The organism is Ruegeria sp. ANG-R (assembly GCF_000813985.1).
In the GTDB taxonomy this organism is placed as follows: domain Bacteria; phylum Pseudomonadota; class Alphaproteobacteria; order Rhodobacterales; family Rhodobacteraceae; genus Ruegeria.
On the sequence record NZ_JWLJ01000001.1, the window covers coordinates 422,595 to 447,188 of the forward strand.

The following is a 24,594-nucleotide window of genomic DNA, read 5'->3' on the forward strand; positions in this document are numbered from 1 at the left end:
AGGCGCCTTTTCTTTGAACCGCTCACGTTGTCCAAACTTCAATTCAATTTGGCGAGAAAACACAAGGGCACCCTTGCAGGCGTCTCTATATCGCGGCTGTCCACTCATGGACAGGCCGGGGCGAGGCGGTCACGCTGATGACCCCCGGCCACTTTCATCCTTGCGAGAGCGGATGAGAAACGCGCTTGCGGAAAGTGCTGGGGGCCTGGCCCGTCCAGCGTTTGAAGGCTGTGGAAAAGGCGGCCTGATCGGAATAGCCCAGCGAATATGAAATCTCGGAAAGGTTCATACCGTTCTTGATGAATGTCTGCGCCAGATCAGATCGCAAATCCTCGACGATCTCACGATAAGTGGTGCCCTCATCTGCCAGACGGCGCGCCAGCGTGCGGGCGCTGAGACCAAGCTGCGCGGCGGCTTCGTCCGCCTGAACGATACCTCCGGGCATTGATCGGGTAATCAAACCTTCGATCTGTGCCCGGGTTTTCTGGGTTGGCGAGGTTCTTTCGGCCAGAAGACGTTCGCCATACTCCAGCAGATGCGCACGCAGACTGGGGTCATAGGTTGGGATCGGTATCTCGAGCGAGGGCAGCGACAGAATGATCTCCAGCCGTTCGGCCCCGAAGGTCACCGGGAACCCTCCGATCTTCTGAAATGTGTCTGCGTGTTGTCCAACGCTGTGCTGAAACCGCATTTCGATTGGATGCAGTTTTAGCTGCGTCAGAGCCCGCATTCGGGCGATAGCCGCAAACAGCAGGAACTCGGTTCGCCGATGGAAACGGGAAAACCCCGAATCCTTCCACTCTGCTTCCAGTGAGGCAGCGTTACCCGATACACGCAGGCTGAAGGCCAGGGCAGGGTCGATAATCCCGTGAAACCGCGCGGTATTTTCCATGACCTGCTTCAAGTCGCGAGAGTACTTACTGATATAGGCCGTCACGCTGGAGGACGAACTGAACTCCAAACCTGCGCGTGCGCCAAAGGTGATATCGCCAAGCGCATCGCAGGCGTGACGGACAAACAGTGCTTCTTTATAGGCGCTGTAACGCGTAGCCGGTGGTTCTGTGTCGGCGCGGGACAATTCGCTGTCTTTCAGAACTGCGTTCACCACATTCGGGTCAGCGCGCTGTGCGAGCGTTCGCATCAGCAGTTGAATGCGCGAAGTATCAACGTCCATGGTCTTGCCCAAAACTCATTCCCGTAATCCGATCAACCTAACGTCAAACTATGGCGATGCGCCAGCGTTCGGGCCGACATCCGGGATTTGTCTGCAATTCGCACGGATATGGCCGAATTTGCCAAGACCGCACGTGGGTCAAGGCATAGATTACCGGCGTTGTCGGGTCAGTACCTTTCGGGGATAAGGTCAGAGCCTGGGAGAACGGTCCACCAAGCCGTTTCAACGGGTTCCCCGGCACGTCACCCTTATATGTTTGGTTGGTCTGTCATGTCGCATTGCTGCGGACCACCCAACGTGTCAGCATCGGCACAATCTGGTTGCAACCCTTTGAACTCCTGTGACTGACTTTATTGACCCCGATACAGATCTGATCGTTTTTGACGGCGAATGCGTGCTGTGTTCGGGGTTCTTTCAGTTCATGCTGCGCCATGATCGGGATGAGAGATTTCGTTTTGCAACCGCCCAGTCGCCGTTGGGGCAGCATCTTTATTCCTGCCTGAAACTACCAACCAGGGAGTTTGAAACCAATCTGGTTATCGTGGGCGGCAAAGTATATCAAAAACTCGACGCATTTGCCGCTGCGATGCAGGCATTGCCCGGGGCGTGGCCGGTCCTGTCGCTTTGTCGTTTCTTGCCGCCGTTCCTGAAAAATCCGTTATATCAAGCCATTGCCCGAAATCGGTACGCGTTGTTCGGACGTCATGAGACATGTTTGATTCCTGATGCTTCGCTCAGGTCGCGGTTTGTGCCAGATGGATTCTGAGGGCGACCCATTCCTGCAAGCACTGGGCACGGATGCGGGTCTGCCCGGATCGGTCAGGGACCTGCACAGCAGAGAGGGCTGCTACACCGGGCGGTGCAGCATAACCCGGGGGCGGGGGCCGCTGATCGCTTTGGCGCTGCGCATAGGTCGGTTTCCGCCGGGTGGAGACGACTTGCCGGTTACTCTCAATATCCGCAGGGCCGAGGCATATTGGGTTTGGGATCGTGACTTCTCGGGCCATCGCACTCTCTCACGCGTCAGTTTCGATCAGACACGTGACTGTGTGCGGGAAAAGATCGGCGGGCTGACGATCTGGCTGCAGCCGGTTCCAACTGAAACGGGGCTGGCCATCGAAATCCGCCGTCTCTGTCTGTTTGGAATTCCATGCCCCCGCATTCTGCTGCCGCGTTCGGCGTCGACCGAGTCCGAGGACGCGCAATCCCGGTTTCGGTTCGACATTTCGGCCCGACTACCGGGAATTGGGCTTTTGATCCGCTATCGGGGTTGGCTGGCACCTGATCACACGCAGCGCTCGCTGGGGTGACATGATTGTTAGCTTCACTGTACTGACGATTGCCGCGCGCTAGACTATATTTCAGGTGGAAACAGGAAGACGGTTACGATGAAACAAATTATCTCATGCGTATTTATGCTGCTGGTCATGACCGGTTCTCCGGATATACTCGATGCCGCGCCCAACGGGTATCAAACCGAAGCGATGAGCGGCACTGAATTTGAGGTCATTCCAAGGGCGCGTCAGGATATCGACGGATACTGGTGCGCTGCAGCTGACTATGCCCGCCGCACCCTGGGCGCAGGCTGGCACCAGCGAATCTATGTCTTGCGTGGCTATGGCCCGAGCGTGACGACAGGGCGGAGGACGGCCGTGCAGTTTACCCTGAAAGCACCTGCCAATGCCGATCAGCAGAGCAGTATCTCAGCTGGATTTCGACCGGGCGACAGTATGTCGGTTCAGGGCGCGAACGGCCGTTGCGGTCGCAATCTGGTTCTTAGATAACGCGCCGTGCAGACCGAATTCACAATCCGGACCCAAGGTTTGGGGCTCTATGAGTTTACCTCACCCGTTCGTGCCTGGCTGCAGCCAGTTTCGGACGGGCTTCTGACCCTCTTTGTGCGACATACTTCCTGTTCTTTGCTGATTCAGGAAAATGCCGATCCCGAGGTCCAGACCGATCTGCGGGCCTTCTTTGATCGGCTTGTACCGCCCTCGGATCATCCTTCGATGTCTTATCTGCGTCACACCTATGAGGGGCCGGACGACATGCCGGCCCATATCAAGGCTGCGATGATGCCTGTTTCGCTATCGATACCCGTGGTTGGCGGGAAACCCGCGCTGGGCACATGGCAGGGCATTTACCTGTTCGAACATCGTACTGCTCCGCATGTTAGAAAGGTTGCAGCGCATTTTGCCTGACGCTTTATGTTGGGGTAATAAATTCCGACTACCCAAATCCTAGCGGGTGTCCTATAGTTGTGGATAAGTAAGCCAAAGCGCTTACAAAAAGAGGCCACCTAGGGACGAGGAGACGGCGGATGCGCTGCCCGTTTTGCGGAAATATCGATACTCAGGTCAAAGATTCTCGCCCGGCAGAGGATCACGTCGCGATCCGTCGGCGACGGTTTTGCCCAGCCTGCGGTGGGCGTTTTACCACTTATGAACGTGTGCAACTGCGCGATCTGGTTGTGATAAAGACCAACGGTAAACGTGAAGATTTTGATCGCGACAAGCTTGAGCGCTCGATCCGCATTTCGATGCAGAAACGACCCATTGATCCGGACCGGATCGATCAGATGATCTCCGGCATTGTGCGGCGCCTGGAAAGCATGGGAGAGACCGACATCCCTTCGAACAAAATCGGTGAAATCGTCATGGAAGCGCTGGCCCGGATCGACACGGTCGCATATGTTCGCTTTGCGAGTGTGTACAAGAATTTCCAGGCGGCCGATGATTTCGAGGAGTTTGTCCACGAATTGCGCCCGCCGCAGCCTTCGACGGACGAGTGAGCGAAACAGATAAGCGATTTATGGCGCTTGCCCTTTCATTGGGGCGGCGCGGCCAAGGCACGTGCTGGCCGAACCCGTCGGTCGGATGCGTCGTTGTGCGCGATGGGCGCATAATCGGTCGTGGCTGGACGCAGCCCGGTGGCCGTCCACATGCTGAACCCGAAGCTCTTGCGCAGGCGGGCGCGGCGGCACGGGGTGCCACAGCCTATGTTTCGCTTGAACCCTGTTCCCATCACGGGAAAACGCCACCCTGCGCTGAAGCTCTTATTGCAGCCGGTGTTGCCCGGGTCGTTTCGGCGATAGAAGACAGCGATCCACGCGTCGCCGGGCAGGGGTTTGCCATGTTGCGCGAGGCCGGGATTGAGGTCACCACGGGTGTTCTGGCGGAACAGGCGGCACGCGATCACGCGGGGTTCTTTCTGAAAACCGAGCAGGGTCGTCCTTTTGTGACCCTGAAACTGGCCAGCAGCTTTGATGGTCGTATCGCGACCGAGACCGGTCACAGCCAGTGGATCACTGGCCCAGATGCCCGGCGTGCGGTGCATACTATGCGTGCCAGCCATGACGCGGTCATGGTCGGGGCGGGGACCGCGCGGATTGATGATCCTTCGCTGACGGTGCGTGATCTGGGTGTGCAGCATCAGCCTGTTCGCGTGGTGGTATCCCGCCATATGGACCTTCCGTTGATGGGGCATCTTGCACGAACGGCGTCGGAAATATCTGTCTGGCTCTGCCACGGGCCACACCCCGACCCCGAGCGCGCCCGCGCCTGGGAAGGTCTGGGGGCCCGTCTGATCCCCTGCGCGCTCGACGGTCATCACGTCGATGCGGCGGATCTGTTGCATCAACTGGGGCAGGCGGGCCTGACGCGCGTTTTTTGTGAAGGCGGGTCTTCGTTGGCTGCGTCCTTGCTTGCAGGCGATCTGGTGGACGAGTTGGTTGGCTTTACAGCGGGGGTGGCGATCGGGGCAGAAGGCCTTTCGGCCGTCGGGGCGCTTGCGCTTGAGACTCTGGACACGGCACCTCGGTTCGATCTGATCGAGACGCGTGCAATTGGCGGCGACATTCTGCACCGCTGGAGCCGGACTACGCACTAAAATTCAGCGCCACCAATGGGCATGTGTCGCCAGTCTGCCCTGCAGTTTGGAGAGAATGCGATTTAAAGGTCCGGTGGGGGCTTGTGTGCCCTGTGCGAGACGTTCAACGGCGATTTCGACCGGGCAGACCTGCCCGGTGATCGGATCGAAATAGCGCGGATAGTCGATCAGAGTGGCATGTACCAGCCCCATCAGCGAAGGCCGCGCGCCACGTCGCGCAGGGACCGCGCCCAGATCGGTTGTCAGGCCCCATCCGGCATAAAACGGCGCGCCCAGCGTCGTGACCCGAACGCCGCGCAACAATGCCTCGAACCCGAGCAAAGAAGTCATCGTCCAGACCTCATCCACTTGCGCCAGCAGGGTGGCCGGATCGGTGCCTTCGACAACGATATCGGCCAGATCAGTTTCGATCTTGCCGTCGCGTAGCCCGGCTTCGACATCCGGGTGCGGTTTATAGATCAACACAGCGTTGGGATTGGCTTCGCGCGCCGCACGCAACAGATCGAGATTGGTACGAATATTGCTTGTTCCAAGCCGGATCGAGGCATCATCTTCAACCTGACCCGGCACCAGAACACGATGACCCGTCGGCAAGTCAGGGGCAGGATGGCCGATGTTGTACTTGCTCAGACCTTCGGACAGCAGCCGTGCTGTCAGCCGCTTAGCCCGGAGCTTTTGGTCTGGGCGCAAGGTTTCGCGGGTGGTGATCCATTCCTCCAGACGGCTGGGGTGCGTGGGATCGTAGTAGATGCCGATATCGTCGGTCACCAATGAAAGTGGAGGCACAAGTTCGGCGCCCAACCCGCGTGAGCGCAGAAAGCCGTCCTCGACACGGGTTGCATTCAGCGTATCACCGGATCGGCTGGCCCAAACCATATGGGGTTGTTTCTTACTTTCCGGCTGCTCGGTCACGAAACGCAGCTTGCCATGTTTCCCGAATATGCGCTGCAGATGGCGGCGCTTCCACACCCGCATTCCCGAGGCGGTCCAACCTTTGTGATCCTGCCGCCAGGCGCGGGTTTGCGCCTCAAGCGTATTCAGTACGGTTTCCAGATCGCACAGACGGTCGTGGTATGGATCGTACCAGTTCGGGTACAAGATCATCGCTGCTGCAAAAAGCTGCGCCCGGGTGAGATTGCGTTGTCGGCGGGGCAGGAGAGCCTCGTCCTGCGTAAGCCCCCACCCGGCATAGAAGGGGTGCCCGAATACGCGGGGCTTGTGCCCGGCCAGTATGGCCTCGAACCCCATTTGCGAGGAAAGGGTGTAGACACCTACGGCACCCTCGAGCAGGGACCACGGGCTGATCGGGCTGTCCAGAACGGACACGCGATCGTTCAGATCCTGATCAGAGAAATATCCCTTTCGATGCCCTGCGACAGTTTCAGGGTGGCTTTTTATGATGATACGCGCGCCGGGGTTTTCCTCCTGGGCGATGACCAGCATTTCGCGGAACCGCGCATAATCACCGTTGCTTGCGGTGACGGCGGCATCGCCCTGCGTCTGATCGATCACCAGCACGTAACCGGGATCGGGAGGCGGCAGGTTGAGGTCAAACGCTGAATACTTGCTCAGATGCAGTTCATGTACGCGGGCAATTGCACCGCGCGCCCGGTCCAGCAGGGCGGTGTCGTCGAGGGGATGTGTGGCCAGCAGTGTTTCCAGATCCGAAGGTGTGCTTGGATCAAAATGCAAACCGGACCGGTCCAGCAGCAAACCCATCGGTGCCTCGCCACTTCGACCGGGGTGCAAGGACCTCAGAAACGCATCTTCGACCTTCAATACAGGAACATTGTGTCTCTGCGCGATGTTCAAGCCGCGATAGGCCGTGGGGCTGTTTCCCCAGACGCCAACCAGATCGTCGGATTTCGGCAGGCCAAGCCGGATATCGTACCCGGCCAAAGACAGAATGCGGCGCACCCGCCGCTGCGTCAGGAAACCGCCATTGTAAACAAAAAGCCGGGAGCGTTCGCCCCCGGCCATCTTCTCCGGTTCAGAGAACATTCATCAGTTACCCGTAAGCGTCGCCACATTCGCAAATGGCGTGAGACCTCCTGCGATCAGCGAGACGGATTTGCTCCACTGTGCATATGGGGCTTCGGTCACATAGATCGTGTCATCGTCGCGGATCACGAAATCACGGGCGACGAACAGGCCGTTGGGCGCGGTCAGGTTCAGAAGATAGATCATGCGCTGATCGCCCTTCAGTTCCGGGCGCCCCATGACATTGCGGGCGATGTCCTGTCTCTCTTTGCGCAACACGAAAATACCGGTTGGGTCTGAGGATAGCGATTGAAGGCCACCAACCTGCGCCAGCGCCTCAAGTGCCGATAGATCCTGACTTTCGAACGCGACACGGGATTGCCCGCCAGTCGAACCCAGCGCGATATACGAGCGGCTATCCTCTTCGACCAGAATACGGTCACCGCCGCGCAGGGCGATATCGGTTTCCGGATTGCGGAACAGATCGTCGTACCAGATCGTGCCCTTCTGCTTGCCGCGGATTACGGTGACCAAAGCAATATCCGTGGCAACGGATACGCCACCTGCCTGCGCAAGCATGGTCGACAATGTGCCGGTCGGGCGTTCGATCGGATATATCCCCGGTGCACCGATGGTTCCGGTCAGGGATACGGTCGAGCCGTCACCGGGGGTCCGGGTCACCTGAACCTGAGGGTCAGGTGTCTGCTCTTCCAGTTTGGAGGAAATAAGGGTGCGCAGTTGCTCGGGCGTATTGCCAGCCGCACGCAGGCGCCCTGCATAGGGTACGAAAATGTACCCGTCGCTATCGACCTGTACCTGGTCCAGAACGGTGGCGCCGCCGCCATCAGAGGTCAGCAGGCCGTCTTCGACGTTTTCCCAGATTCTGAGGTTCAGAACATCCCCGGGCCGTACAGTGTCTGACGCGACGCTTTGCGCGCCGCGGAAGGACTGCGAGAAACCGAATTGAGGGATCACCGAAGTGGCACGAGCGACGCGGTCGTCAACCTCGACCACAAAGGCGTTGCCCCCGTTCTCGACCGAACCGGCCAGAATTTCAGTTTTGTTCGGTCCGGATTTGGGAAGCTGGCACGCCGCCAGCAGGCCAAGGGTCACCACAAGGGAAACCCCCCGTATCCATCGGGTAGGAAAGCGCTGCACTGCCGATTTACCTCAGTCGTCTTTGTTTCGGAGAGATTACTCGGTTCGTTCTAAAACTTCCAGCGACAGGTTTATCCAGAGCGTTCGACAAGATGCAACTGTGGCGTCACGGCCTCTTTGTTCTCAAGGAGCCCTTCATAGGGGTCCTGAGCCAGCAGCATCATATCCGCAGTACGCCGCAACAATTGACGGCGCCCTCGGCGCGAATAGAAACCTCCCGGTACCTGGCAGGTTTCCAACAGAAACTGACGATATGCCCGGTAGGCCGCGCTGTCCGGAGGGTTGGGCCGCGCAAAGAACGCCTCAATCGTTTGCTGCGACACAAACTCTGACTTGTCATAGACTGCGCGTCCGAAAATTCGCAAAGGAATGCCGCGCCAGAGAACCTGTTGGCCCGCCGTGGAGTTGACGGTGACGGCAGATTTCGCATCGTCGAGCAGTTTGGCCAGCTTGCCGCCGGGAACATAGTGAACACGGCTTTTTATACCGTGATGGCTGGCGATCTGGCGAACCCGCTTACGCAGCGGCTCACGGTGGTTTTCGAGCGGATGTTCCTTGATCACGAGGTGGTGATGCGCAGGGGCGCCTTTGGCGAATCCCGCAATGACCTGCTCGAGAAACTGGGTCATGCAGGAAAAGTCCGAGTGGGACTGGACCGAACTGTCGTGGCCCAATTGCAGCAACACGAGGTGATAGGGAAAGCCGCCCCACCTGACCTGCGCGGTGGCCCAACTGCGCTGCAATCTGTGAATCGGCATCAGAGCCAAGCGTCTGAAATACAGACGAAACTCTTTTGAAACGGCGAGCTCGCGATGCGGTCTGAAATTCCGGTACCGGCGATTCAGAAACAATACGAACCAATGGTATAGCGCGCCATAAAAGATGTGCTGGCGCATATCCCCCCAATGGGACGGTGGCGGAGGGGTGTGCCCTCCGGATTGCGCCAGGGCTGTCTGTATCTGTGCAACATCCAGTTCCATCAGACGCGAGTTTCCGTTCGACCCGTTGCGTTCATACGTCACCCACCAGGGGCGCAGATACCCTTCTTCAAAAACGTGAACAGTGATTCCGCGCGTCTTGGCTATTTGAATCGCGTGCGCGTGGATGGGCCGGGTATCGCCATAGAGTACGATATCGGTCACGCCATAGCGGGTCACCAAATCACTAAATGCTCTCGACCAGTCCTCGGGTGCGTCCAGGTATGGGATATAGCTGGTCTTGTCGCTCCAGAACGCCTGATCGCCTGCATTGAAACCAACCCGCCAGACCTGAGTCCCCGCTGCGCGCAACATTCTGCCCAGCGCGTTGAAGAACGGGCCATGCGGTCCCTGCAAGAACAGGAACACACGCCGATCAGGGCAAGCGGTTGAAACTACCATGCAGTCTGCTCGTTTTGGTGGCCATGTGGTGCGTTTGAATAAAATTATGCCCGTTTGTCCGTTTCGCGGCAAGGCAGGGCTTGCCGGTTGGGCTGTGGGCCTTTACCTCGGCTGTTGAAATTAGGCTCAGAGGGTTGATGAAATGTTCACAGGGATCGTCACCGATATTGGCACCGTTACCGAGTTGGACCAGCAGGGCGACCTGCGGGCGCGGATCAGGACCGGTTACGAGACGGCGGGCATCGATATCGGCGCTTCGATCGCGAGCGATGGTGTCTGCCTGACCGTCATTGCGCTGGGCGATGACTGGTATGATGTACAGATCAGCGCCGAGACGGTTTCGAAAACCAATCTGGACCGCTGGCTGGTCGGCAAGCGCGTTAATCTGGAGCGTGCCCTGAAGGTCGGCGACGAGTTGGGAGGGCACATCGTCTCCGGCCATGTCGACGGCGTGGCCGAGGTGGTCGCTGTGATCGACGAAGGCGACAGCACCCGGGTGACCTTGCGCGCACCTGCCGATCTGGCCCGGTTTATTGCACCGAAAGGGTCGGTGGCGTTGAATGGCACTTCGCTGACGGTCAACGATGTGGATGGATGTGATTTCGGTATCAACTTCATTCCGCATACCAAAGAGGTCACCACCTGGGGCGATGTCGTCGTCGGAGATCGGGTAAACCTCGAGATCGACACTCTGGCCCGTTATGTTGCGCGACTGGCGGAGATGTCTTGATTCTCAGGTGGAAGGGCCAAACTTGGCTGTCAGCTTCGTGGACAACCACCAAATGACGAATGCGAGTATGATCGATGCATAACCATCAACCGCATAATGCCAGGCAAGATGCACCGATCCCAGCACGATGATTGCGGTAAAGGCTGTCATCGCCCATCCAAGCCAGCGAGAATAGGTAAACCCATACAGCGCCAGCAGAACGCTGCTGCATACGTGCATGCTGGGCATCGCTGAGATACCACCAACAGGGCCGTCGTTGAAGTGTCCGTCAAGCAAGAGTTGATGCCATTCCAGAGCCCAAACCGGGCTGATCTGATGCGATTGATGAAGCAACTCCACTTGTGGTGCAAACGTGTCTCCGAACCCGAAGACCTCATAATATACCGGCCCCACAGAGGCAAAAACAATGGCCAGCAGGTTGCCGCCAATGGCCCAGCTTAGTGCGAAGGCAACGAGAAAAACTGTACTCCGGTCCGGGTCTCTGCGGTCAATACAGGCAAGGCAAACAGCCATGTAGATGAAGACGAACCATAAATTGTAGGCCGCATTGATTGCGGTCGTGACATACGGTGATCCCAATACAGGCCAAAGCAGCGTCCAGACGTCATGCCCGCCGTGGAGAACTCTGTCCAATTCGGCAAAAATTGGGTCCCACGAGTACGTGGTCACGTTTGGTATCTCGTCCTTAAGATAAGAAAACGTGACAACTAACGGGATAAGGCTCAGAAAACCTACAATCGCATCAGATGTTTTTACCCGATCCGAAAGTATCGATCGCAAATCAGAAAGCATCCAGTGGATAGGCTTTGCGGGCTTAACCTTGAAGATGGCCACGGACAGTCGCCACAAGAAGTAGTTTGCAACAAAAAATGCAGACAAAGTTGTGAAGACTCTCAGAATCTTTGGCGCAGTAGAGGCCCAGAAAGAACCGCCCGTATAAATACTTACGGCAATACCGCCGACGACATGCAAGGCCACGATAGAAAGCAGCAACCTGTTCCGCCTGACAACACCCGCGAAATAGGATTTTTGTTGGGGTAAATCTGTCGAGTATAACAAAGCTGTTCTATCTCATCACTTGATTTGAATGTCGGGTTCTCAATGAAGGTTAGCTTGGGCAATCCGGGGGCTTGAATGAGGCATTTTTGTGGACAAAATACCTTTCGGGGTGCTGAACGTCCTTCAATCACAAACAGTGTATGGCGCCAGTATTCTTCAAGCCGCATGGGCAATGGATCGGCGACGCCCTGATCGGGGTTTGTCGCGCGATTGAGCCTGCGTGTGCTGATTGCAGTCTGGTCTTTGCGCCCTGACTGGTCTATCCCGCCTTGCAAACCGCTCTGCGAAAGGCTGCCCCATGAGCTTTGAAACCCCCGGACCGGTCGAGGCACAGTTGCGTGAAGCGATCAGCCCGATCGAAGAGATCATCGAAGAGGCCCGAAAAGGTCGGATGTACATCCTTGTCGATCACGAAGATCGCGAGAACGAGGGTGATCTGGTGATCGCGGCCGAGTTTGCTGACGCGGAAGCGATCAATTTCATGGCCACCCACGGGCGCGGGTTGATCTGCCTGCCGATGACGGCCGAGCGGATCGATCATCTGGGCCTGCCGATGATGGCTGTGAATAATTCGTCGCGCCATGAAACCGCCTTTACCGTTTCGATCGAGGCGCGCGAAGGTGTGTCGACCGGAATTTCAGCGGCTGACAGGGCGCTGACAGTGGCAACGGCGATAAACGAACAGAATACGATGGCGCATATCGCGACCCCGGGCCATGTCTTTCCGTTGCGCGCCAAACGGGGTGGGGTCCTGGTGCGTGCAGGCCATACCGAGGCCGCCGTGGATATCTCGCGTCTGGCCGGGTTAAAGCCTGCGGGTGTCATTTGTGAGATCATGAAGCCGGACGGTACAATGGCGCGTCTGCCCGATCTGGTGGAATTCGCCAAAGAGCATGACATGAAGATCGGCACGATCAGTGATCTGATCACGTACCGCTCGCGCAACGATAACCTGGTTGTCGAAACCTCGCGCGAGGTGGTGACGTCAGAGTATGGCGGTGACTGGGAGATGCGTATCTTCACCGATCAGACTCACGGCATCGAGCATGTGGTTATGATAAAGGGCGATATCACGACGCCCCAGCCGGTGCTGACCCGCACCCATGCGCTGCACGAGGCGCCGGATATTCTGGGTCTCGGCCCGAAATCCTCGCGTGAATTGCCGCGCGCGATGGAGAAGATCGCCGAAGAGGGCCGTGGTGTGGTCTGCCTGTTCCGTCAGCCTCGCAACTCTTTGTACGCTGCTGACGACGAAGGCCCCCGCACCATCAAGCAAACCGGTCTGGGTGCGCAGATCCTGTCCAAGATGGGTATTCAGGAACTGGTGCTGCTCACCGACTCGCCGGAAACGAAATATCTGGGTCTCGACGCCTTTGGTCTTTCCATCGTCGGAACCCGATCCATTCTCAAGGACGACTGATCGTGGCTGAACAAGACAAACATGGCGTTTTGCCGACACCGACATTCGACAAACCGGTGAAACTGCTGATTGTGGTGGCTCCGTTCTATCGCGCCATCGCTGACAATTTGGTCGCTGGTGCAAAGGCCGAGATCGAAGCCGCAGGCGGTACCTGTGAAGTGGTCGAGGTTCCGGGCGCATTGGAAATTCCCACGGCAATTGCGATGGCTGACCGTCAATGCAATTTCGACGGATATGTCGCGCTGGGCTGCGTCATTCGGGGCGAAACCACGCATTATGAAACGGTCTGCAACGACTCTAGCCGTGCGATTCAACTGATGGGTCTGCAGGGCCTTCTCATCGGCAATGGAATTCTGACCGTGGAAAACGACGATCAGGCCGAGGTTCGCGCAAATCCCGAAAAGATGAATAAAGGTGGCGGAGCAGCCGCTGCGGCCTTGCATCTGATCGCACTCAGCCGTAAGTGGGGCTCTTCCAAAAAGGGCGTGGGCTTTAAGCCACCGTCCGAGTCCATCCTTGTGGCGGGCGACAGCAACGGACCCACGACAGCATGACCCAGACAGACGCGCCGAAACCGGCCAACCAGAAACGCCTGATGAAATCCGCCGCCCGGCTTTATGCTGTGCAGGCGCTGTTTCAAATGGAACAGTCCGGTCAGACAACCGAACAGGTCGTGAATGAGTTTCTGGATCACCGTTTCGGCGCCGTCTATGAAGGCGAAGAGATGCTGGACGGTGATATTAAGGTTTTTCGCTCGCTCGTCGACGATGCGGTGAACTATCAGGCGCCGATTGACCAGATGACCGACCGGGCACTTGTGGCGAAATGGCCCATCGCCCGCATCGATCCGACGCTGCGTGCGCTGTTCCGTGCCGCTGGTGCCGAACTGACGCAAAGCGACACGCCGCCAAAGGTTGTCATCACGGAATTCGTCGATGTTGCACGCGCCTTTTTCCCCGAAGGAAAAGAGTCGAAATTCGTAAATGCCGTGCTGGACCACATGGCGCGCGAGGCCAAGCCCGAGGCATTCTGACGCCTTTACCCGGACCAAATATGCGCTAACCTGAATGTCATAGCGCAAGGAGGTTCGCCGTGCCTAAATTGATCCGTCTTTATATTACTCAAGTCGTGTGGGGGTTCGTAATCTCGGCGGTGTTTGTTGCGGTGCTTCTGGCGTTGAACGTGGCCAACCTGCGCCACCTGATCGCCAACTCGGAAATCGGTCTGATTGCGCTTGTCATGATCTGGTTCATGAACGGCATCGTCTTCGCCGGGGTTCAGTTTGCCTACAAGATCATGGGCATGGCGGAAAAACCCCAAGGCCCGCGTCGCGGAACACCGGTGGTGCATGGTTTGAAACCTGTCGCAGTGGAACAGGAGGCAAATGCCCCGCGCTAGAGCCGCTGTTCGACTTCGAGGAAGTAGAGTTGCTACATCAGGTTGCCCGAAAGTGGCCTTGGGATTGTCCGCTGTGAGCCCATTTGGACCGATGCTGCACTTTGCTCAAATGTCAGCTGTCTGCTCAGTGTTGATTTCCACCTATTCAGTTTCGCGGACTGATGTAGCAAAACCAATGTTTACCTAACTTGGGCCGCCGTACTACGGCAGGTGCCGCGAACGGGCATCAATCTGATGGCATTTCTCAAAACTTTGACGTGCCAGCGCAATAAATTCGAACCACAGATTGCCAACTTGGTCTCACACACAGCGTAACAGCACGCTCAACCGAAAGGGACCAAGTTATGAAAAAGACACTGATCACATCCGCCACGGCTTTCGCCATTGTTCTGAGTGCTGGAATGTCCATGGCCGGCCCATTGCGTGACCACGGCCAACGCGGGACTGTACATGATGCTCGCTCAACGATTTCGCAAGCAATCAACCACTCCGACCGAATTGCAGACTTCTCGCCGCGTGGTGCGCCGCAGAGCGTGGGAACCTCCGCGTCCGGCTCTCAATCGGAACCCGGTGCAATCCGCGAAGATGGTCCCGCTGGCCTAGGCGGAACAACATTGGGAACAACTGTAGACTTCAAGTGCATCAATGCGGGTGTTATTCGCCTTGTCGAACCGGCCGGCCCTATTGTTCCGTGCGGGCCCGGTTTCTAGGCTCAGGACTCATTGATTGATCCAGAATATGATTATTGCGGCGATGCAGATAGCTGAGAAGGAGGTGCGGACGCAGCGGTCATAGCGGGTTGCGACTCGGCGCCAATCTTTGATCTTGGCGAACAGATTCTCTACCTTGTGACGTTGTTTGTATATTGTTTTACAGTAGCTTGCGGGATGCTTCCGCTTTGCTCTTGGAGGAATGCACGAGATGATCCCGCACTCTTTCAGGGCCGAGCGACAGGCATCACTGTCGTATCCTTTGTCACCGATCAGTTCTGAGGCGTCTGGCAGATCAGGCAGGAGGGTTGCCGCGCCTTTGTGATCGCTCTGCTGACCTTTTGTGAGCAACACCAGCCCCGGAAACCATCGTCCGGATGGACCATAGGCAAATCACGAACTAACAATCAACTTGGACCAGTCAGATGAGGCTGCTCAGCAACGTCGCTCACCGAATGGCAGCAATCGCGCAACTCCAGACCTTGAAGAAGTCAGACCGAACGACGGCTTTGTCCGCGAAGCTGACTCTGAAATGGAAGATTTTAGACAACTGTAACGTAGCTAAATGAGTGATGGCGCGAACCAAACCCGCTACTGGCGAGCATGAAGTGCGCGCCATTGCAGGCCTTGAGACTTAATTGATGCGGCGGGACCACCAGTCAACCGTGCGGTTTGATTCCCGAGGACCTGTATGTACAGGTGGGCGCCAGGTAATCAGGCCAGGACCTGAACAGAGCCAGCCCCCTCGGAATTGCTTAAGGCCACCAGAATGCTACCTGTCACAAGAAGGGCAGAACCCGCCACGGGCCTAAGTAGGGTGTGCGGCGGGTTTGCACAAGGGGTTAGGCGTCAACGGTTTCGTGCAGCGCGGTTCGCATCTTGCCGAAATGCTCATCCCAGCCGTCATCCAGCGATAGGATCAGACCAAATGCCTCGGCGCCCTGAGGCAGACCTTCATGCAACAATCCAAGACGCGTGCCGCCAGCAACAGGTTCCAGCGTCCATTTGACGACGCTGACCGCGTCACCCATCGGTTTGACGGTGAACGTGTATTCCAGATATTCGGGTGGCCTCGCCTCACGTACTTCACCCCAGATCAGAAGATTGCCGCTGGTCGTCCCATACATCTCGAGCTTTTTTCCTGCAGCTAAGGGCTGTTCGGGTCTATGAAACCACTCTGCAAGCCTTTCGGGCTTAGTCAGATAATCCCAGACCGTTTCCGGCGTTGCGCGGAGAAAGATGGTTTTCTGTAAAACTGCTTCGGTCATTTCTGGTTTCCTTCAATAGCTTTCTTCAGGTTGGCAAGGCGATCATCCCAGAACCGGTCAAAGTAGCTGAGCCAGTCCAGAACGGGGGCCATGCCCATGGGTTCAAGGCGATTGATACGTTCCCGGCCTCGGGCCTCGACTGTGATCAGGCCGCCATCTGACAGCACGGTCAGGTGCTTTTTGACGGCGGCTCGGGTCATGTCGAAACGATCCGTCAATTGCCCGATGGTCATTTCTTCAGATGCAAGCATCAGAACAATGTCCCTGCGGGTTGGGTCGGCAAGGGCGCGAAACGCGTTTTGGGTTTGTGTATTCATGGGCACCTCGTCGTGATACCAAATGGTTTTATATTAAATGCAATACCAAATGGTATTATGTCAAGTGCAAGCTGATGCTTGATTTTTGTTCATGAATTGTTCACATTTTGGAAATGACATTGGATCTGCAACCCGGACAGAAATTGGCACGAGGTGTTTCTCGACACCTTCTTACTCATGGATATGTTTCGATTGAAGAATTCGTTCCCACCCGCGGCCTGCGTGTGGACGTGTTGGGGCTGGGACCAACGGGCGAGTTGTGGGTAATCGAATGCAAATCAAGCCGTGCGGATTATCAGTCAGATTCCAAATGGCAGGGCTATCTGCAATGGTGCGACCGATTCTTCTGGGCCGTTGACACTGATTTCCCGACCGATCTGTTGCCCGAGGAAACAGGGCTGATCATCGCCGATGCTTATGATGCCGAGATCATCCGCATGAGCCCGGAAAGCAAACTTGCGCCGGCGCGGCGCAAGAAGATGATCCAGAAATTTGCTGTGGATGCTGCACGCAGATTGCAGGCTTTGCGTGATCCGCGAATTTAGTGATTTAACCCGACACCGCCCGCGCGGCCTGCGCTGCTGCACGGATTTCCTCAGCGATTTCCTCGGCTTCTTCGGGGTCGAAATCCATCGGGATCTCTATGCCGGAACCTTCGATGAACAGACGTACCATGCCATGATCGGTCGGGCCGATTTGCAGGTTCGCTTCGATATCGCGTTCGGTATTGATGCCCATTTGCGCCTCCGGGAAATGCGCATTGGTGCTAACGCGGCACGGGTTGAGAATCAAGCGGCCTATGGGGTCAGATAAGGCATGGATGAAATTAAACTCAGACCTTTCCACGCCGGTGACGCTCGGTGGTTGATCGAGCGGCACGGCACGCTCTATGCCCGGGATGAGGGGTTTGATGACACCTTCGCCCCATTGGTTGCGGGAATCCTTGAGGACTTCATCGCAAATCATGATCCGGCACGTGAACGGGGTTGGATTGCAGAGCGCGCAGGGGTGCGTCTGGGAAGTATTTTCTGTGTCACTCAGGACGAGAGAACGGCCAAACTGCGCCTGTTTCTTCTGGTGCCCGAGGCGCGCGGGCACGGGCTGGGCAGGCGTTTGTTGACCACCTGCATGGGGTTTGCACGCAATGTCGGGTATAGTGGCATGGTACTATGGACCCACGAAAGCCACGCCGCCGCCTGTGGGCTTTATCGTAGCTTTGGGTGGGAGCTGATGGACAGCAAACCGGTGCATTCTTTTGGGGTCGATCTGGTGGAACAAAGCTGGCGAATTCGGCTTTAATCCCCTTGCAATCCCCGCACGCCTTCGCTAAATCGCCCCTCACAAGTGCCGCCTTAGCTCAGTTGGTTAGAGCGCTGGATTGTGGATCCAGAGGTCCCCTGTTCAAGCCAGGGAGGCGGTACCATATTCTCAGGTTTTGATGGTCGACTGACAAGGGTCTTTGGGTTAACCAAGCTCTTGCCTGAAAGCGCACTCTGAAGATGTAGTGAGACATGCCAGACAAAAAACTCTCAGATATTCGCAAGAGTGCGCGCCTCTCCGTGGCACCCATGATGGATTGGGCTGAGTTTCAAAATACTTAAATATAAACAAATAGTTATTGGGTGTGTGTTGGCGAAGTCGTACTTTTGTCGTACCTATTTGCAATATTGCCGCGCAAGCTCCTGTCCTGAATGCGTTTCTTGAGTCGTACCAAGTAGCCCCAAAAGTCGTACTTATTATGGGTGGGATGATACGGCACTGTCGGTACTTCGAAAACGAAAAGGCCGCGCTTTTGTGCGCGGCCCTTTGCGGTTGATGGTTTTGCGTTGCCTAGCCCGGTTCGATCCACTGCGCAGCTGCAATGGCTTGTGAGACCAGATTGGCGTCGAATGTGGCGCGCTGACCGTCAATTTCAACGTGAAGGACGCACACAGCTGAGTTGCTGATTTTCTTCGCGCTGCGAACCTCAATTTTTGCAGGTTCCCCGTTCGTCGGCGACACTTCGACAGTGGCGGTGATGAAGTTGGGATCAAGTTCGTATGAAGGCTTCGCGATCATTGCTTTTGATTGTTCAGTATCGACCATGGCTGGTTCCTCATTGTTTGTTTGGATCATTTATCTGCTATTCAGCTGCAATCGCAGGCGACGTTACAGAAAAGTCCCAACTGTGGACGCGCATCAGATAGCCCATCGCCTCTGGTGTGATGGATGGTTTGTTTTCGTCTTGGGTCTGGTTTTCTCTCAGGTGCAGCACAACGCCAAGCGACTCGGCCATGGCATCGATGTTCGAGAAATCCCAAAATTCCGTTCCTAGATCCGGTCGAATATAAACTGCCTGAGATTTTCGGTTCTCGGGCATGGGATGGCGGACGCTGTAGGCAGGCCAGAAACGGCCAAACCCTGCACGGTCATACGGCGACGTGAATGTGACTTCATTTTCCAGCAACCATTCCGAGAACGGGCGCTCTACGCTTTGGCGCATTGTTTTGACAAAGGCTGGATCGTGTTGCCCGCCGCCAAAATCGCCCAGGAATTTGTAAAGCGACCAAAGCCGGTCGATAGGGTTTCTCACGATGCCTACTCTGCGCCATGTGTCGTAACCCAGAGGAATGCCGTCGGCTTCCATGTGACGATAGACCTGCATCGCCATCGAGTATCTGGCTAGGAGTGCTTTGCGCAGGCTGCTGCTGCCTGTACGCGGCGGCAAAATTACGACGGTCGAGATTTCAGGAACTAACAGCATTACCCGGTCCTTTGTGGTCGGCGATTGATGGTTATCATCGCGAGTTCTCGCATGGTGATTTCTTTCGCCCCAGCCTTTACGGCCAGCGCGCGCTTACTCATTGCGATGTCGAAATGCTCTTGATGTGTGCCGGGGTCCTGTAGCCACTTTCGCGCAACCCCGATCCTGTCAGCCATCGCCAAAAGTTCTTCGGTGCTGTCGGCAATCATGTGGCACATTTTCATCCTGCCAAACTGACCCATCGGGGATTTATGCATGTCGTCTACATATACGGTCATGGGCCTTCCTTACCGCCACCAATCCGGCTTCGGGAACCGGCTGGTAAATGTGATTTTTTGTTCCCCCCAATCCTCAATCTCTTCGGCATCCGGCCAGTGTGATTCGGAGGTTAGGGTTTGAAGGTTCGGGGCATATGCGACGACAACGGTGTGAGTGTCGTTACAGCCCGTAATCCAGAATGGAGCGATCGGCGGGAACTGCATTGGTCGTCCATCGTCGCCGGGTATTAGAAAGCGGTATCGGTTCATTGGTTTCCTTTGTCGCTCCCTTGAATTTCAGCGACCAGCCGGTCCCCTGCTTCATTGAAAAAGTAAGCTGTATCGCCCTCTTCCAGCGTGTCGGATGCGTGTTCGACTGGACCTATGGTCATCAGTGCATTTGAGTGCAGCAGGTCGAGATCATCCATTTCGCACCGGTCGCAACCGCTCGTGAGGATGGAAGAAACGCGCTTGGCTGCAGCGATCACTTCGGGTGGGTACATATTCGCCATGTCGGTTCCTTTCGGTTATAGCCTTACGGCCTTGATTAGCTTGATGTGGCTGATGCACTGGGGGCAGGTAATGCCGCCGCGCTTGACGCGTTTTGTTTTGGCGACTGCGTTACCCTCGCCATCGCCGAAATACTCGGCAGTGCAAAATCTCTGATCGCCATCGGCGTAGGGGGTCACAAGGCACCAAACCTGCTCATCATCAGGGATGCAGTCACCGTCATCGTCGCGTATGAGTTTGCAAAGCAGCATCGCCGGTTCCTCTATTCATGATTTCGGGGTTGTGGAATTTGCTCAGCGAAAAGGAAGGCAGAGCCAAGCTTTTCAAATGTCAGGCCGACGAACTTTGGACTGCCCACAATTCGCCAGCCTTGTGAACTTTCAAAAACAGTCCATGCACCGAACTTCCAGTACGGGTTTGGTCGCATGATAGACCAATTTCTAGGCACGTATTCCCAAGTCATCGCACGGGTTCCTTTCAGTCCAGTTGGTCTGTGTAGCCTTCGTCGTAGGCTACAGCGCCCCAGAATTTCCCGTTCCATTCCTCAATCTCAGGCGAATGGTCGTGCAGAAAGCCAAAGTAGGTGGGGGCCTCTTCGTCGTCGCGTGGGCACTCATATTCACCACTTGGCAGCTGCGTTGGTCTGCATTTCTGGCTGGCCTCTTTAACCGTCACAGCGCCGCACCGGGGGCAAGGTGAGCGCGCCCATTCCCTTTCGGGCTTGGGGTTATCGGTCCGCCATTGTTCCCAGTTCAAGCGTCCCATCGCGCGTCCTTTTGCTTTTTGACGATCTGGAAGTCCCGATGCAGCCGCGAACCGCGCTTGATGTAGTGGATTTTCAGGGGGCCAAGGTGCAGCCTGACGCCGCTGAAAAACTCAATCCCGACTGTCCACGATTCCCACTCCAAATTTGTCCAAAACATGGGCCTGAACCTTTAGGATGACGCCAGCATGGGCAGTGAATTGTTCGAGATGGCGCGCATCAGATCGGCCTCTTCGAACGTAGCGTTTTGGATCATGCGCGACAGCTGCGCCATGCCGATCAGGAGTTTGTAGAAGAACTCAGCCGCTTCGTCGGTGTACGGCATTTCCCTGCAGTTCTTGGGAAGCTCAAATGAAACCCAGCCGTTGAGGCGCTGCGCCGGGTTTTCGCCGCCCAGATGGCTGCCCCCTGCATAGTATTCGCTGTATGTTACTTTCTCGGCTTCACCGTAGGTTTCGGTGCGCTTTGTCAGTGCTTTCGCGCCGATGGTCAGAGAGTAGCCACCCTTCGCGGGATTGATCGCGTGGTGTCCGCCGAACATGCTGTTTCTGCTCGTGCCTTGGTCTGCCCACTGGCCGTCCCTGTCTGAGCTACCCGGAACTGAGTCGGCAAAGTATCCATTTGGAACAATCGTGCCGTCAGATTTTTCCCAGAATGCGACGTGACTTTCGATGTTGTACCGTATGACATGCTCTTCCCTCACATCGGGTGAAAAGGCGGACGTGATGCCCTTGCTCAGAGCTTGATGCAGGGTGTTGAAGGATGGGGCAAAAAGTTGACGTTTCGCGCCTCGGCGGCGTACTTCACACGTCGCGCCGTTATATGTGCCGCCAGTTTGGAAAAAGACCAAGGCACACTCGGGGACATTGCAATAGAATTCGCCATCTGAGTTGACCAGAATTTCAACCGGGGTCGAGTGCCACTTTCCTGCCGACTCCACGTCGATTATTACCGTTTTGACTTTGGGCATGAATTGTTCCTCGTGGTGTTCAGAAGTTGTAGGTCTCAGTTGTTCTCTGAACCGCGTCCATTCCTGCAACATCGATTTCACAGTGATCCAAGATGTGTTTTAGGTGATCGCGCTTAGCCCGTAGGTGATCCATGGGTGTGATTTTCCAAGACTCGTCCCCACTGTACCGGGTGTAAAACTCGGTCGAGGCAATCTTGTCGTAATAGGCATCTTTCGATCTGGCTATTTCGACTCTGAAATGATCCACATGACCGGAGAATTCGGCAAATACACAATATTCCGTCGTGCTGTTTACCCAATACGCAAGCATCATAATCTCGGCGATGATTGCGCCTCGCTCAGCAACCAAGTCTTGTTCGTCTAAATCCAAAGGCATGTTTGAGGTTCCTTTTCTATCCGTACATTTGCTTAAATTCCCGCTGGGCTTCGGCCCTGCGCGTGTCGAGATAGTCGGCTAAGTCCTGCAGGTGCACGCCCTTCGCGCTCTTCTGGCTGGCCTCAATACTGACCAAGGGTAGGGGCAGCTGGCCCTCTCGGACTTTCCGCAGCAATTTCATTTCCGTCAGGTGCGGAAAGAAATCGGCGCAAACCTTTTTGACGGGGATAATGGGTTGACCTTCATAGCGGGCCATCAAAAGAAATGCGGTGTTCATTCATCGTCCTCCCGGCCAAGGACTGCCTTAGCAAGTCTGCGAATTCGGGTGTCGTCTTGGTGTTTCGCCTCGTAACCCTTCATCGGGTCCACGATGCCCCGGCTCTGGTCAGCTTTGACGCCCAGCATGTCCATGATGACGGGATCGCTGCCGCCGCTGGTGTGCAGGTAGTGGGCCGTCACCTGCTTGGTCTGGCCGGGGCGGCGCAACCTGCCGATGACTTGCTTGTGGACCTGCGGCGACCAGTCGAGTTCGCCGAACACCACTTCGTTGCAGTATTCCTGCAGGCCGTCTAAGCCCGCACCTGAGCGCAGGGAAATGGCGATGACGCGGGAATTGCCCGTGGTGAAGGCTTTGACGTTTCTGCGCTTGGCTGCGGCGGTCTCTGAGCCGGTGTAGAGAACCGGGTTGTGGTGCGCCAAGGCGCTCATCCATTTTTCGTAAACATCCCGGTGCCAGCCCGCCAGCAGTACCCGTGGGCTGTCCTGCAGCAGCATATCGACATAAGCGGCAACCGCGTCCGCCTTGGCGACACCGGTCAGCAGGCGCATTTTCATGTCCAGTTCACGGGCGGCTTTGCCTGCTTTGACAAAACTGCCTTCAAGCACGGTCAGAGCCAGTGTCTTGAACAGGTCTTCGGCTTCGTCGGCTGCGCCGTCGTTCCACTCCACTTCCCAGTCAACGGTGTTGAGCGGCGGGATTTCAGCCGCGACCGAGGCGTCGTGTTCGGTGCGGCGCAGGAAATAACCTTTGTCGCGCAGGTAGGTTCCCAATGCATCGGGGTCTCTGACGGTTTTGCTCCACCCGCACCATTCGCGCATGAATTCATCTCGGTTGCCGAGCATGTTGGGTTCAATGAACTGCATGACGTTAAAGATTTCGTCGCCGTAGTTGTAGATCGGCGTCGCGGTCAGGCCCAAGCGCACGGTGGCCTGACTTGATAGGATGCGGGCGGCATTGCCCTTTGCGGTTTCGTGACCAGTTCGCAGTTCTTGCGCTTCGTCGTAGATTGCCGTTTTGAAAAGGCCGGTGTTGATGATGTCGATCCACCCAGCAATGTTCGAGTAACGGAACACATACAAATCTGCGACCGGCAGGTCGTAAGGCTTGGTGCCCTTGATGACGTGCACGCGAAGGTGGGTGAATTCATGGGCGCGTTCGGCCCATTGGTCGGCAAGGTGTGCCTGCACAACTACAGCTGCGGGCAGGGGTGCCCCGCTGGTCAGCGTGCAGAGCGCTGAAATCGTTTTGCCAAGCCCTAGATCGTCGCCCAGCAGCAGGCTGGGGTTCTGGATCGTCACAGCTGCCGCCTGCTTTTGATAATTATAAGGCTGCTTTCCGTCACAGAACCCAGCGGTTTCGCCGGGTGTCCAGCCGGGCATCAGAATACGTTCGCGCTCAGCTGCTTTGGTGGTGAGCCGTTCGACGCCTTCAACCAAGATCGGGCCGTGATTGTGGTTCATGGGGTAGCGCTGCATGAACCAATGTAGATCCGCGCGGTTCTCGTCTGTGTCACTCAGAAACAGTTCTGTCCCGTGTGCCGGTACTTTCGGGAAGAGGCGCTTGAAGGCGATGGCGACGTGCGGCTGCAGGTCGGAGATGCGCCACGCAGTCCCGTTGTAGTCAAGTGTGCCGTAAGCGTTCATAGCGCGCCTCTTCCGACAGAGACGATGAACAAGGGCTTGTCGTTGATGCTTTCTGGCAGGCCCATTGTGGTGCCTGTGACTAGAATGAGTGACCGCAAATCGCGTGCTTCGCAGTAGCGTTTCAGCTGGCGGAAAGTGCTGCGTCGCGGGTATCGGGTTTTGACTTCGACGCCGATGTCGCCATCGACAAGAAAGTCGATGCGGTCGCCCGGCCCCAAGTGAAATTCACGCTCATACGGGATGGCGTGATCCTGCAGGTACTGTTCCAAAGCATCCTGCAGCTTTTGCTCGGTCGAGACCGGGAAGCGCACGCGCCGCAGCTGGGCGGTCAATACTTCGGGGCGGATGGTGTCAGGCATATTGCTTCTGGCTCCAATAGTGTTTCCGGGCTTCGGCCAGCTGGATTTCGTAGACTTGGCGGACGGTGTAGGCGATGCGGCCAGTGCCGTGGCAGTTGTTGCAGTCCAGACGCGCCGACCCATACACAGTGCGGTCGCGATCAGCTTCGCGCCGAAGTGCGCAGGCCGGGCAGTCTTCGCCGTTTCCGTGCAGGGATGGGTCGGGCATGGCA

The 24,594-nt window shown here is 56.5% G+C and carries 33 protein-coding genes and 1 tRNA gene; 15 read left to right on the forward strand and 19 right to left on the reverse strand.

Annotated features, from left to right (window positions below):
- Positions 1–154: 154 nt before the first annotated feature.
- A complete protein-coding gene (locus RA27_RS01940; RefSeq protein ID WP_039534470.1) occupies positions 155–1,174 on the reverse strand; it encodes an AraC family transcriptional regulator in 1,020 nt (339 codons plus the stop codon).
- Between the two features lie 340 nt (positions 1,175–1,514).
- Here RA27_RS01940 and RA27_RS01945 point away from each other — a divergent pair, with 340 nt between their 5' ends.
- The 6 genes from RA27_RS01945 (at position 1,515) to ribD (ending at position 5,062) form a co-directional block, all read left to right on the forward strand.
- Positions 1,515–1,940: a DCC1-like thiol-disulfide oxidoreductase family protein gene (locus RA27_RS01945; RefSeq protein ID WP_039534471.1), complete on the forward strand. Its 426-nt coding sequence runs from the start codon at positions 1,515–1,517 to the stop codon at positions 1,938–1,940.
- A complete protein-coding gene (locus RA27_RS01950) occupies positions 1,930–2,484 on the forward strand; it encodes a DUF4166 domain-containing protein (protein WP_082025011.1) in 555 nt (184 codons plus the stop codon). Before RA27_RS01945 ends, RA27_RS01950 begins: the two co-directional genes overlap by 11 nt.
- A gap of 78 nt (positions 2,485–2,562) precedes the next feature.
- Positions 2,563–2,958 (forward strand): hypothetical protein, encoded by a 396-nt coding sequence (locus tag RA27_RS23040; protein ID WP_052265137.1) that lies wholly within the window; start codon positions 2,563–2,565, stop codon positions 2,956–2,958.
- Positions 2,959–2,964: 6 nt separating this feature from the next.
- The gene (locus RA27_RS01960; protein WP_039534473.1) at positions 2,965–3,375 is read left to right on the forward strand and encodes a secondary thiamine-phosphate synthase enzyme YjbQ; all 411 of its coding nucleotides are present in this window, start codon (positions 2,965–2,967) and stop codon (positions 3,373–3,375) included.
- Between the two features lie 119 nt (positions 3,376–3,494).
- Positions 3,495–3,965 carry a transcriptional regulator NrdR gene (gene nrdR, locus RA27_RS01965; RefSeq protein WP_039534475.1) on the forward strand — a complete coding sequence of 157 codons (471 nt, stop codon included), beginning with the start codon at positions 3,495–3,497 and terminating at the stop codon, positions 3,963–3,965.
- Positions 3,962–5,062, forward strand: a complete 1,101-nt coding sequence (gene ribD, locus RA27_RS01970) for a bifunctional diaminohydroxyphosphoribosylaminopyrimidine deaminase/5-amino-6-(5-phosphoribosylamino)uracil reductase RibD (RefSeq protein ID WP_082025012.1) — start codon at positions 3,962–3,964, stop codon at positions 5,060–5,062. Before nrdR ends, ribD begins: the two co-directional genes overlap by 4 nt.
- A gap of 3 nt (positions 5,063–5,065) precedes the next feature.
- Here the strand turns inward: ribD and RA27_RS01975 are convergent, their stop codons facing one another.
- The 3 genes from RA27_RS01975 to RA27_RS01985 form a co-directional block, all read right to left on the reverse strand.
- The gene (locus RA27_RS01975; RefSeq protein ID WP_039534478.1) at positions 5,066–7,063 is read right to left on the reverse strand and encodes a capsular polysaccharide biosynthesis protein; all 1,998 of its coding nucleotides are present in this window, start codon (positions 7,061–7,063) and stop codon (positions 5,066–5,068) included.
- Positions 7,064–7,066: 3 nt separating this feature from the next.
- A complete protein-coding gene (locus RA27_RS01980) occupies positions 7,067–8,158 on the reverse strand; it encodes a polysaccharide biosynthesis/export family protein (protein WP_241484028.1) in 1,092 nt (363 codons plus the stop codon).
- Positions 8,159–8,271: 113 nt separating this feature from the next.
- Entirely contained in the window at positions 8,272–9,579 is a 1,308-nt protein-coding gene (locus RA27_RS01985; protein WP_039534489.1) for a capsular biosynthesis protein, read from the reverse strand.
- A gap of 142 nt (positions 9,580–9,721) precedes the next feature.
- On the opposite strand from RA27_RS01985, the gene RA27_RS01990 reads away from it, so the two are divergent.
- A complete protein-coding gene (locus RA27_RS01990; protein ID WP_039534491.1) occupies positions 9,722–10,309 on the forward strand; it encodes a riboflavin synthase in 588 nt (195 codons plus the stop codon).
- A 3-nt stretch (positions 10,310–10,312) separates the two neighbouring features.
- Here the strand turns inward: RA27_RS01990 and RA27_RS01995 are convergent, their stop codons facing one another.
- Positions 10,313–11,302, reverse strand: a complete 990-nt coding sequence (locus tag RA27_RS01995; RefSeq protein ID WP_241483994.1) for a phosphatase PAP2 family protein — start codon at positions 11,300–11,302, stop codon at positions 10,313–10,315.
- Between the two features lie 364 nt (positions 11,303–11,666).
- On the opposite strand from RA27_RS01995, the gene ribB reads away from it, so the two are divergent.
- From ribB to RA27_RS02015, 4 genes are read left to right on the forward strand one after another with little or no spacing between them, the layout of a single operon-like run.
- Complete coding sequence (ribB, locus tag RA27_RS02000) at positions 11,667–12,788, forward strand: 3,4-dihydroxy-2-butanone-4-phosphate synthase (RefSeq protein ID WP_039534492.1); 1,122 nt, start codon at positions 11,667–11,669, stop codon at positions 12,786–12,788.
- A 2-nt stretch (positions 12,789–12,790) separates the two neighbouring features.
- Positions 12,791–13,342: a 6,7-dimethyl-8-ribityllumazine synthase gene (locus tag RA27_RS02005; RefSeq protein WP_039534493.1), complete on the forward strand. Its 552-nt coding sequence runs from the start codon at positions 12,791–12,793 to the stop codon at positions 13,340–13,342.
- The gene (gene nusB, locus RA27_RS02010) at positions 13,339–13,821 is read left to right on the forward strand and encodes a transcription antitermination factor NusB (protein WP_039534495.1); all 483 of its coding nucleotides are present in this window, start codon (positions 13,339–13,341) and stop codon (positions 13,819–13,821) included. Before RA27_RS02005 ends, nusB begins: the two co-directional genes overlap by 4 nt.
- 59 nt (positions 13,822–13,880) lie before the next feature.
- On the forward strand, positions 13,881–14,186 hold the full coding sequence (locus RA27_RS02015; protein WP_039534497.1) for a hypothetical protein: 306 nt from the start codon (positions 13,881–13,883) through the stop codon (positions 14,184–14,186).
- Between the two features lie 1,552 nt (positions 14,187–15,738).
- Here RA27_RS02015 and RA27_RS02030 read toward each other — a convergent pair.
- Together RA27_RS02030 and RA27_RS02035 are read right to left on the reverse strand one after the other, a co-directional pair.
- Positions 15,739–16,164: an SRPBCC domain-containing protein gene (locus tag RA27_RS02030; RefSeq protein ID WP_039534501.1), complete on the reverse strand. Its 426-nt coding sequence runs from the start codon at positions 16,162–16,164 to the stop codon at positions 15,739–15,741.
- Positions 16,161–16,481 (reverse strand): metalloregulator ArsR/SmtB family transcription factor, encoded by a 321-nt coding sequence (locus RA27_RS02035; RefSeq protein ID WP_039534503.1) that lies wholly within the window; start codon positions 16,479–16,481, stop codon positions 16,161–16,163. Before RA27_RS02035 ends, RA27_RS02030 begins: the two co-directional genes overlap by 4 nt.
- Before the next feature lie 113 nt (positions 16,482–16,594).
- Between RA27_RS02035 and RA27_RS02040 the strand changes: the two genes are divergently transcribed.
- Positions 16,595–17,026, forward strand: a complete 432-nt coding sequence (locus tag RA27_RS02040; protein WP_039534506.1) for an MmcB family DNA repair protein — start codon at positions 16,595–16,597, stop codon at positions 17,024–17,026.
- 4 nt (positions 17,027–17,030) lie between these two features.
- Here RA27_RS02040 and RA27_RS02045 read toward each other — a convergent pair whose 3' ends face one another.
- The gene (locus tag RA27_RS02045) at positions 17,031–17,219 is read right to left on the reverse strand and encodes a DUF6324 family protein (RefSeq protein ID WP_039534508.1); all 189 of its coding nucleotides are present in this window, start codon (positions 17,217–17,219) and stop codon (positions 17,031–17,033) included.
- A 78-nt stretch (positions 17,220–17,297) separates the two neighbouring features.
- Here RA27_RS02045 and RA27_RS02050 point away from each other — a divergent pair, with 78 nt between their 5' ends.
- Both RA27_RS02050 and RA27_RS02055 read left to right on the forward strand, forming a co-directional pair.
- Positions 17,298–17,780, forward strand: coding sequence for a GNAT family N-acetyltransferase (locus RA27_RS02050; RefSeq protein WP_039534510.1), 483 nt, complete (start codon positions 17,298–17,300; stop codon positions 17,778–17,780).
- Between the two features lie 47 nt (positions 17,781–17,827).
- A tRNA-His gene (locus RA27_RS02055) sits at positions 17,828–17,904 on the forward strand.
- A gap of 407 nt (positions 17,905–18,311) precedes the next feature.
- Here the strand turns inward: RA27_RS02055 and RA27_RS02060 are convergent.
- From RA27_RS02060 to RA27_RS02080, 4 genes are all read right to left on the reverse strand, one after another.
- A complete protein-coding gene (locus tag RA27_RS02060; RefSeq protein ID WP_152610628.1) occupies positions 18,312–18,566 on the reverse strand; it encodes a hypothetical protein in 255 nt (84 codons plus the stop codon).
- Positions 18,567–18,603: 37 nt separating this feature from the next.
- Positions 18,604–19,224, reverse strand: coding sequence for a hypothetical protein (locus RA27_RS02065; RefSeq protein WP_039534515.1), 621 nt, complete (start codon positions 19,222–19,224; stop codon positions 18,604–18,606).
- The gene (locus RA27_RS02070; protein WP_039534519.1) at positions 19,224–19,502 is read right to left on the reverse strand and encodes a DUF4031 domain-containing protein; all 279 of its coding nucleotides are present in this window, start codon (positions 19,500–19,502) and stop codon (positions 19,224–19,226) included. The genes RA27_RS02065 and RA27_RS02070 overlap by 1 nt, the downstream gene beginning before the upstream one ends.
- Positions 19,503–19,747: 245 nt before the next feature.
- On the reverse strand, positions 19,748–19,993 hold the full coding sequence (locus RA27_RS02080) for a hypothetical protein (protein WP_039534524.1): 246 nt from the start codon (positions 19,991–19,993) through the stop codon (positions 19,748–19,750).
- A gap of 45 nt (positions 19,994–20,038) precedes the next feature.
- Between RA27_RS02080 and RA27_RS24015 the strand changes: the two genes are divergently transcribed.
- On the forward strand, positions 20,039–20,263 hold the full coding sequence (locus RA27_RS24015) for a hypothetical protein (protein WP_152610629.1): 225 nt from the start codon (positions 20,039–20,041) through the stop codon (positions 20,261–20,263).
- A 205-nt stretch (positions 20,264–20,468) separates the two neighbouring features.
- Here the strand turns inward: RA27_RS24015 and RA27_RS02090 are convergent, their stop codons facing one another.
- From RA27_RS02090 to RA27_RS02120, 7 genes are all read right to left on the reverse strand, one after another.
- Positions 20,469–20,756, reverse strand: a complete 288-nt coding sequence (locus RA27_RS02090) for a hypothetical protein (RefSeq protein WP_039534530.1) — start codon at positions 20,754–20,756, stop codon at positions 20,469–20,471.
- A gap of 170 nt (positions 20,757–20,926) precedes the next feature.
- The gene (locus RA27_RS02095) at positions 20,927–21,724 is read right to left on the reverse strand and encodes a hypothetical protein (RefSeq protein ID WP_039534532.1); all 798 of its coding nucleotides are present in this window, start codon (positions 21,722–21,724) and stop codon (positions 20,927–20,929) included.
- Positions 21,725–21,743: 19 nt separating this feature from the next.
- Entirely contained in the window at positions 21,744–22,100 is a 357-nt protein-coding gene (locus RA27_RS02100) for a hypothetical protein (RefSeq protein WP_039534534.1), read from the reverse strand.
- Between the two features lie 16 nt (positions 22,101–22,116).
- Complete coding sequence (locus RA27_RS02105; protein ID WP_039534536.1) at positions 22,117–22,377, reverse strand: pyocin activator PrtN family protein; 261 nt, start codon at positions 22,375–22,377, stop codon at positions 22,117–22,119.
- Positions 22,374–24,023, reverse strand: a complete 1,650-nt coding sequence (locus RA27_RS02110; RefSeq protein ID WP_039534539.1) for a DEAD/DEAH box helicase — start codon at positions 24,021–24,023, stop codon at positions 22,374–22,376. Before RA27_RS02110 ends, RA27_RS02105 begins: the two co-directional genes overlap by 4 nt.
- Positions 24,020–24,382 (reverse strand): hypothetical protein, encoded by a 363-nt coding sequence (locus tag RA27_RS02115; RefSeq protein WP_039534541.1) that lies wholly within the window; start codon positions 24,380–24,382, stop codon positions 24,020–24,022. Before RA27_RS02115 ends, RA27_RS02110 begins: the two co-directional genes overlap by 4 nt.
- Positions 24,375–24,590: a hypothetical protein gene (locus tag RA27_RS02120; RefSeq protein ID WP_039534543.1), complete on the reverse strand. Its 216-nt coding sequence runs from the start codon at positions 24,588–24,590 to the stop codon at positions 24,375–24,377. The genes RA27_RS02115 and RA27_RS02120 overlap by 8 nt, the downstream gene beginning before the upstream one ends.
- Positions 24,591–24,594: the final 4 nt, after the last annotated feature.

Coding starts and splice junctions, on each gene's coding strand:
- RA27_RS01940 (WP_039534470.1), bottom strand. CDS start 1,174: ATGGACGTTGATACTTCGCGCATTCAACTGCTGATGCGAACGCTCGCA.
- RA27_RS01950 (WP_082025011.1), top strand. CDS start 1,930: ATGGATTCTGAGGGCGACCCATTCCTGCAAGCACTGGGCACGGATGCG.
- RA27_RS23040 (WP_052265137.1), top strand. CDS start 2,563: ATGAAACAAATTATCTCATGCGTATTTATGCTGCTGGTCATGACCGGT.
- nrdR (WP_039534475.1), top strand. CDS start 3,495: ATGCGCTGCCCGTTTTGCGGAAATATCGATACTCAGGTCAAAGATTCT.
- RA27_RS01975 (WP_039534478.1), bottom strand. CDS start 7,063: ATGTTCTCTGAACCGGAGAAGATGGCCGGGGGCGAACGCTCCCGGCTT.
- RA27_RS01985 (WP_039534489.1), bottom strand. CDS start 9,579: ATGGTAGTTTCAACCGCTTGCCCTGATCGGCGTGTGTTCCTGTTCTTG.
- RA27_RS01990 (WP_039534491.1), top strand. CDS start 9,722: ATGTTCACAGGGATCGTCACCGATATTGGCACCGTTACCGAGTTGGAC.
- ribB (WP_039534492.1), top strand. CDS start 11,667: ATGAGCTTTGAAACCCCCGGACCGGTCGAGGCACAGTTGCGTGAAGCG.
- nusB (WP_039534495.1), top strand. CDS start 13,339: ATGACCCAGACAGACGCGCCGAAACCGGCCAACCAGAAACGCCTGATG.
- RA27_RS02030 (WP_039534501.1), bottom strand. CDS start 16,164: ATGACCGAAGCAGTTTTACAGAAAACCATCTTTCTCCGCGCAACGCCG.
- RA27_RS02035 (WP_039534503.1), bottom strand. CDS start 16,481: ATGAATACACAAACCCAAAACGCGTTTCGCGCCCTTGCCGACCCAACC.
- RA27_RS02040 (WP_039534506.1), top strand. CDS start 16,595: ATGACATTGGATCTGCAACCCGGACAGAAATTGGCACGAGGTGTTTCT.
- RA27_RS02045 (WP_039534508.1), bottom strand. CDS start 17,219: ATGGGCATCAATACCGAACGCGATATCGAAGCGAACCTGCAAATCGGC.
- RA27_RS02050 (WP_039534510.1), top strand. CDS start 17,298: ATGGATGAAATTAAACTCAGACCTTTCCACGCCGGTGACGCTCGGTGG.
- RA27_RS02060 (WP_152610628.1), bottom strand. CDS start 18,566: ATGGTCGATACTGAACAATCAAAAGCAATGATCGCGAAGCCTTCATAC.
- RA27_RS02065 (WP_039534515.1), bottom strand. CDS start 19,224: ATGCTGTTAGTTCCTGAAATCTCGACCGTCGTAATTTTGCCGCCGCGT.
- RA27_RS02070 (WP_039534519.1), bottom strand. CDS start 19,502: ATGACCGTATATGTAGACGACATGCATAAATCCCCGATGGGTCAGTTT.
- RA27_RS02080 (WP_039534524.1), bottom strand. CDS start 19,993: ATGGCGAATATGTACCCACCCGAAGTGATCGCTGCAGCCAAGCGCGTT.
- RA27_RS02090 (WP_039534530.1), bottom strand. CDS start 20,756: ATGGGACGCTTGAACTGGGAACAATGGCGGACCGATAACCCCAAGCCC.
- RA27_RS02095 (WP_039534532.1), bottom strand. CDS start 21,724: ATGCCCAAAGTCAAAACGGTAATAATCGACGTGGAGTCGGCAGGAAAG.
- RA27_RS02100 (WP_039534534.1), bottom strand. CDS start 22,100: ATGCCTTTGGATTTAGACGAACAAGACTTGGTTGCTGAGCGAGGCGCA.
- RA27_RS02105 (WP_039534536.1), bottom strand. CDS start 22,377: ATGAACACCGCATTTCTTTTGATGGCCCGCTATGAAGGTCAACCCATT.
- RA27_RS02110 (WP_039534539.1), bottom strand. CDS start 24,023: ATGAACGCTTACGGCACACTTGACTACAACGGGACTGCGTGGCGCATC.
- RA27_RS02115 (WP_039534541.1), bottom strand. CDS start 24,382: ATGCCTGACACCATCCGCCCCGAAGTATTGACCGCCCAGCTGCGGCGC.
- RA27_RS02120 (WP_039534543.1), bottom strand. CDS start 24,590: ATGCCCGACCCATCCCTGCACGGAAACGGCGAAGACTGCCCGGCCTGC.